This window comes from Paraliomyxa miuraensis, from assembly GCF_026337845.1.
Classification (GTDB): Bacteria; Myxococcota_A; Polyangia; order Nannocystales; family Nannocystaceae; genus Paraliomyxa; species Paraliomyxa miuraensis.
Genome location: NZ_JAOVZF010000112.1, coordinates 1 through 6,703, shown reverse-complemented (window position 1 = coordinate 6,703; position 6,703 = coordinate 1). Strand labels below are relative to the sequence as shown.

Genomic DNA, 6,703 nt, shown 5'->3' with positions numbered 1-6,703 from the left:
CCTCAGCTCGTCTTCCCGTTCCATGGACACGAAGGTCCCGGCCCGATCGCGCGCCTGCAAGACGGGTCAGGGCGACCTCGTACGATTGGGAGCGCATGCTTCGTCGACGACCCGATAGCCCACGCTCGGGACCCCCCTCACCGGCGAGCCCGAGCTCCACCACGACGCCGGAGTAGCCCGTCTCCCGTTCTGCTCCCGGTCTTGCTTACGCACGACCAGGCAGCCGCCGTCCATCCCAAAGCCTAGGTTAGCGTCGGGTGTTCACGACACCCAGGCCTTCGCTGTCGCCGTGATTTGATGCCAATGAACGAAGAACACCCTTACGGGTCCCTGCTCACTGGTCGACATCCGTCTGCTTCACGACGTCCCCTTCGTCCGATGCTGGTCGAGAACTCAGGATTTCCAACGCCTCGGACTTGACTAGTACGAATACTGGACCAAGTTGCCGGAGTTCCCCCTGACGAATGGGATAGAGAATTCGCTGGAGCTTTCCGGTCAAATATCGAGCAACGTCAACTTCCTCGTCTTTGCTGATATCTGCTCCCCATGCCCGAAGGATTGATGCTAGCGCGAGGGCGCTGATTCTATTTGCAATTTCGTTTAGGCGTTCGCTGGGCAGATCCATTCGAACATCGCGAGTTTCGCGTAGCCTGTCGGACAGCCAGCCTGTCGAGAATTCGTACAAGGGACAGCTCACGACCCCCTCGCGAATCTGACTATTCAGTCGGATGTCGAAGGAGAGAATCACCCTTTCTCTTCCATGGACCCATGCCGTGAGTTGCTCGACCGTTACGGGGCCTTCAGACGTATATGCAACCGACGCCCCTTCGAGATCGGAGCGACCAAGTGTGTGACAAAGGAAAGCGAATATCTGTGGCTTCCATTCACCAAGTGGCCCCATCTCGACTTGGCGGCCAAGCCATTCTAGGAACGACGATGCACTTTCATACGTATGCGCCGAATCTCTTACGACGCTAGAGCTTGATCCAAAAAGCACGCCGGCCACATCCATTCCCAAGCTTCCGGAGGCAAGCCCACCGTCAACCACCAAATTTGGAGCATTATTAAAAAACCGGTCACCCTGAAAACCATAAAGCGCAAGTGCCAATCTTCCAACTATCTCACCGTTATCGTTCCGCAGTGGCATCATCCGGCTCGCAACGCTTCTTGCATAATCCGGTCTCGTTAGCTCGTCAAAGTTGCGTAGGCCTAGCAGGCGCAGCATCAGCAACTCGGAATCAATATGCTCCCAGTCGGAGGCTTTGAGCATCAACCTGTCCGTTCCGACTTCCTCTACAATTAGATCTACGTCCAGTGCAGGGCAGAGTTTTGCGGCACCGTATACAAAGCCCGATGCACTGCCAATGGTGCTGTGCCAGGTATCGGTGTCAATGTCGAGGATCTCAATCCGAGTGCCAGGCTGGTGCAGGATCTCACTTGCTCCTGCCAATCGTAGTACGGGACGAGAGGCGACTCCTTCATCCATTTCTAGGACTAGTGTGTCGGAAGGCGCAGCTTCATAGTGTCGAGTAATGATTCTGACATGATTGCTCATTAGGAAAACCGAGAACCATCCGATCCCAAAGCGACCTACCGCCTCGAAGTCGCTCGCTGCCAGGCTGGGCATGCTCTCTGCCAGATAGGGGTCTCGCCACAGCGACCGACCGAACGATAACAAATAGCTTGAAATAACACGATAGGTCATCCCGATGCCATTGTCGGAGATCGAGATCTTGAAACGGTCGTCCGGTTGTGGCTCCGAAACTATGCGAATCTCTCCCCAGTCCTCCGATGTCCGTGTGATCACACGGTACGCGACGACCGCATCTCGAGCGTTCTGGACGATCTCTCGAATGGCCACCTCAGGTTTCTTTCCGTACAGGACCGTTCCTCCGAGCATTCTGGCCAATGATGTTGGATCCTCGACGGTAACCCTTGCATTCAGAGGAATCCACCCTTTGCACTGAATGGTTTTTGCCAGTGCCGAGGGTACCCCGGCTCCCCTTACGCCATGGGCTTTGAGCGTGATATTTCGTTCCGAGCGAAGCACGCTATGGCACTCTCTAAGCTCCTGATCGACCATGCGAAGATAATCGTAACATGTCCACCATGCCGCGGCATCGGCTTGCTCGAATGAGCTAACGGACGTGTACTTAATTAATCCGCTCTCCTCTAGCGTTGGCAGAGACAGCTTTCTCTGGAATGTCCAGTGTAGTTCCGATTCGGGCATAAGCGCGGAGCGGAGCGATCGCTCAAACGCGGATGCTCTTCGGTAATCCACATGCATAGCATCGCAAGCCCTCAGCAAGCACGCGATTTTTAGCAGATCGACTTTCCAGTGCTGTGGAAAATCTGGAGGAGGCGCAATTCTTCCTATGTGCCCGAATTCGGTAATGACGGAGCTGATGTCGTCGTTGTGGGAACGGCATATTTTGCCGATCCACTCCCCGAATGCTTGCCGTAGAGCATGGCTCTCAATCAGATATTCAAACTCGTGCCCATTGCCGGTTGACCACTCTCGAACAGCAATGTCCTCGACGCGCTTGGCGTGTACGCTTCGCAGGAATAGAAAGTTGGTTCGGCGTTCTATGTCCTCTCTTCCGGCGCCAGGAGATGAACGCTCCACTTGCTTTCGGAACGCGCGGTACTCGAGGCTGCTTTTCCATGAGTCTCTGTCGGGTCCATGCGAAATCCTCGTATTTCCGAGATCGTGCAACATGAACACGATGCCAAGGACGAATGCCTCGGATGGATTGATGTCGCCTTCGTGTACTACCAGGTCTGCCATTTGCCACAGCGCGTCAAGATGGTCTACGGAATGGTCCGTTAGGTCTGGATTCTCGACTCGGATCGTGGATGCAATCGCGCTTGCTCGCTTCCGACATTCTCTAAGAGCTTGGTCTATCACCGCCCAGACTTGCTCGTGATGAGTCTTGAGCTCCGATTCGCTTCCCAGCGTGCTTGAGAATAGTCGGGAATTGTATGGCGGATTCATTTCGAGGGGGAATGATACGCGTGAGCCGACGGTTCTGCGAGACCGGAGCGCGATTCTTTGCCGACATGGCGCGAGAGTGCCCCGAAACTTCTTTGGCGAGGAATCGGCTCCACCTCCCGCGGACAGGTGAGACGCCTCGGCGTCAGCAGGTGGCGGAGGCGTGGGTGTAGTTTGGGTCGCAGCTGCGGTGATACGGGAGCGGCGGTGAAGCCCGCTTGCTCGGGGAGTGGCTCGACGAGCATCGGCGCCGAGCGACCGTTGCCCCCCGGCGCCGACCACCTGTGCGACACGCGATGATCTCGACGCCGGGCCGACGTTAGCCGACCGAGATCGGGTGCCAGGCGGTGCCGTCTTGCCTCAATCCAAAGCACCCGTGAGGCCCGAGGATGAGCTGTGGCTGGTACCCGGGTGCCTGGTTTCCCAACCAGATGTGACCATCCTGGGGCTCGAGCACGAAGGGCCCGATCTGAGGATCGCGCCCGACCACCCACGCGTGCGGACCCGTCGGCCCGTCACCGATCGCGACCCATGCCTGCACCCCGAGGCCGAGCAGCAACGAGGCGCCCACGATCGCGTGGTCGTCACAGTCACCCCCGCCACGCGCGAACGTGACGTGGGGTGGGCACCATCGATCGTGAGTGGGCACGTCGGCGATGTAGACGAGCCCGATACTGCGAAGGACCATGGCCGCCGCTTGGGTCCGGGATAGGGCCCCGCCAAGGTGCCAGGACCGAGCCTGCCGAGCCTGCGCTACCAGATGCGAGACCTCGTGAGGACGGACCGCCGCGAGGATCGTTCGGCATCGTGTCGCGGGGTGGAAGGGTCCCCAGTAACACGACGCGTCGGCTCGCGAGCTTCCCTTCTTCTTGGGCCGCGACAGCGCTGCGAAGCCCAGACCAAGGAGACCGAACAGGACCACAGGGTGCATCGGCCCATGGTAGAGCCGATGGCGCTCGGATGCACGCTACCTGCGACTCCCGCGGTGCGCTCTTGGGTACGGGCGGGAGTTCTCGGAGCGATTTCAATCGTCGCACGCTCCTGGCAACCGATCCTTCCGCGCCGAGGTGAAGTGGCACGCCGCCTTTTCCAGGCGCATGCATTCGAGAGAGCCTCCGAAGGAGGCGAGCCGGCTGCTACATTCGTCGCGTCGTGCCTCCCCGCCCCAAGCGCCTGCCGCGGCACTTCCGCGAGAGCCGCCTCCGGCTCGGCCACGCCTTCGAGGCCCAGCGCTTCACCGACCCGGCCCGCTACGCCGAGCAGCTCGCCATGGTCAAGGCCATGGCCGACCGCGCCAACCACTGGCGCTCCCACGAGATCCGCCTCCCTCGCGGCGTCCAGGTGGTCGCGATGCTCGACGACGACGGCCGAGCCGTCTACGCCGTCGACTGGGGCCGCGAGCCGCCGCCCGCTCCGCCGACGTACTTCGATGACCGCTGCATGGCGGTCGAGCTGGCGTGGACCGTCTTCATGCTCCGCCGCCCGTGGGCTATCGACGACGAGCGCCTGCAGGCCCTGGTCGAGCACCCGCCCGCCCCGCAGGCGCGGATCCTCGGCGAGCTGCTGTCGATCCGCTTCGCCGCGTGGGCCCGCCGGGCGTTCGGCGTGATGGCGGACGCGTGCATCGAGACCCCGCCGCCCGACCACCCCATCGACGTGCTCGTGGACGTGTTCCGCGACTTTACCGGGCTCGTCCAGCGCTACGACGCCCGCGCGAGCGTCTCGATCCTCGAGCTGTCCCGGGACCGCAAGCGACTCGAGCGGCTGCTGCGATACGTTGCTCGGCCACCGGTGGCGACCGAGCGTCTTCATCGGAGACCCGATGGCAAGCTGCTGTACCTGTTCCGCAAGCCGTGGCGCGACGGCACGCGAGGGGTCGTGCTCACGCCGTCCGAGCTCATCGAGAAGCTCATGGCCCTGATCCCGCCTCCACAGGCCAACGTGCTGCGGTACCACGGGGTGCTCGCGCCGGGCTCGAAGCTGCGTGCTCGAGTGGTGTCCGATCGACGAGCGTGCACAGGGCACGAGACATCGACGGGGACGGATCCCTGGGGCTGCGCGTCGGCAGTTCCTCCACCGATCGTCGCCGTGAGCCGTGCCACGCTCGACGAGGCGGTCTCGATCACTGTGCCGCGACGGGGCATCTCGGGCATCGTGGGCCCGATCGGCATCGTGGAGAGCGGACGAGCACCTGGCCGACGAACCGCTTCGCGAGATGGCGCCGTGGCGGAGCCGATGAGGCCGGCCATGGTCATCGGTCTTCATGACTCGGCGTGTGCCGAGCCGCGACCACGTCGACGCTCGAGCTGGGCCGAGCTCATGCATCGTGTCTTCGCCCTGGACGTGCTCGAGTGCCCAGTATGTCGAGGGCGGATGAAGATCATCGCCGAGATCACGCAACCCGAGGTCATCGAGCGGTTCCTCGCTGCGCTCGATCTGCCCATCGAGCCGGCGGAGATCGGGCGAGCCCGACCGCCGCCGCAGCTGGAGCTGCCCTTGGACGAATGGCCCGAACAACTGGGCATCGATGCGATGGGCGAGGGGGCTTGAACGCGCCGTAGTGCAGGGCTCACCGTCCGCCCTCGGCGGGCGGCGCCACTGGCCGCGAATGCGGCTCGCCCTTGGGCCGCCCCAATGCGGCTCGCCCTTGGGCCGCCCCAATGCGGCTCGCCCTTGGGCCCTCGACGCTGCTCGGGTGAACACCCTCTCGCCGCTGCGCGGGTGAGCAGCTCGTTTCGCCGAGTATTGGATCTTACGTCAACCTGCGAGGCGTCTGCGGGGGCCGGCGCGTCTCGAGCAGGAAGCTCATGAGGGATGGAACGCCGCGGGTCCAGCCGAAATTCTGCGCCAATCCTCCCTACCCTCCCGCGGCCGAGGCGGGGCTGCTGGAGAATTCCCCGTACAACGAGCTGTTGGTCACGCGCCGCGCCTTCGTGGTCACCCCGGACCTGTGGATGCGCGTCAACTGGCGCACGCTGCGGGTCGAGCTCGAGGCCGCCGGCAGCTTCGGGCGCTTCAACGCGCTCGACGACTCGCTGGCCGCCACCGCGCAGGACGACTCGGGGATCTACGAGTCGGTCGCCGCGTCCGACCTGAACCGCAGGACGCTGGCCAACTTCGGCTACGCGCTGGAGTTCAAGTACGGCTTCTTGAAGGACCGCTTCCACGTGGGCCTGGACCAGGGCTTCGCCACGGGCGACGTGGCCAGCTCTCCCCACGCCCCCGATGCGGGGGCCGCGGTCGGCATCAACGACGACAACGACGTCGTCAGCAACTTCCGCTTCAACCGCGCCTTCAACGTCGACATGCTGCTGTTCCGGGAGATCCTGGGCACGGTCTCCAACGCGGCGTACTTCCAAGCCCTGGGCGGCGTTCTACTTCTTCGACAGCTTCAGCGCGCGGGTCGACGTGGAGTATGCGATGGCCGCCAACCGCAAGGCCACGCTGGGCAACAAGTACAGCTACGGCATCGAGCTCGACGGCGCGTTCCGCTACCACGACGTGCGCGAGCCGATCTTCTTCCAGTACGGCGTGTTGTTCCCGCTGGGCGCCTTCAACCGCGTCAGCGACACCGGCCCCACCGGTGACGCCCGCGCGGTGCAGACCGTGCAGGGGCAGCTCGGGATTAGGTTCTAGTCGCCCACTCGCTGACGCGTACCCCCAAGGATGAAACCTGGGGGTACGCTTGGGGCAGCCAGCGCAGAGGTCGGC

At 62.6% G+C, this 6,703-nt stretch carries 4 protein-coding genes; 2 read left to right on the top strand and 2 right to left on the bottom strand.

The window, feature by feature from the left end:
- Positions 1 to 334: 334 nt before the first annotated feature.
- Both OEB96_RS00645 and OEB96_RS00640 read right to left on the bottom strand, forming a co-directional pair.
- Positions 335 to 2,995, bottom strand: a complete 2,661-nt coding sequence (locus OEB96_RS00645) for an HD domain-containing protein (protein WP_456320256.1) — start codon at positions 2,993 to 2,995, stop codon at positions 335 to 337.
- Positions 2,996 to 3,311: 316 nt separating this feature from the next.
- Entirely contained in the window at positions 3,312 to 3,680 is a 369-nt protein-coding gene (locus tag OEB96_RS00640; protein WP_266213430.1) for a hypothetical protein, read from the bottom strand.
- A 464-nt stretch (positions 3,681 to 4,144) separates the two neighbouring features.
- On the opposite strand from OEB96_RS00640, the gene OEB96_RS00635 reads away from it, so the two are divergent.
- Together OEB96_RS00635 and OEB96_RS00630 are read left to right on the top strand one after the other, a co-directional pair.
- Positions 4,145 to 5,542 carry a transposase gene (locus OEB96_RS00635; RefSeq protein ID WP_266213429.1) on the top strand — a complete coding sequence of 466 codons (1,398 nt, stop codon included), beginning with the start codon at positions 4,145 to 4,147 and terminating at the stop codon, positions 5,540 to 5,542.
- 257 nt (positions 5,543 to 5,799) lie between these two features.
- A complete protein-coding gene (locus tag OEB96_RS00630) occupies positions 5,800 to 6,579 on the top strand; it encodes a hypothetical protein (RefSeq protein WP_266213428.1) in 780 nt (259 codons plus the stop codon).
- The last annotated feature ends 124 nt before the right edge of the window (positions 6,580 to 6,703 follow it).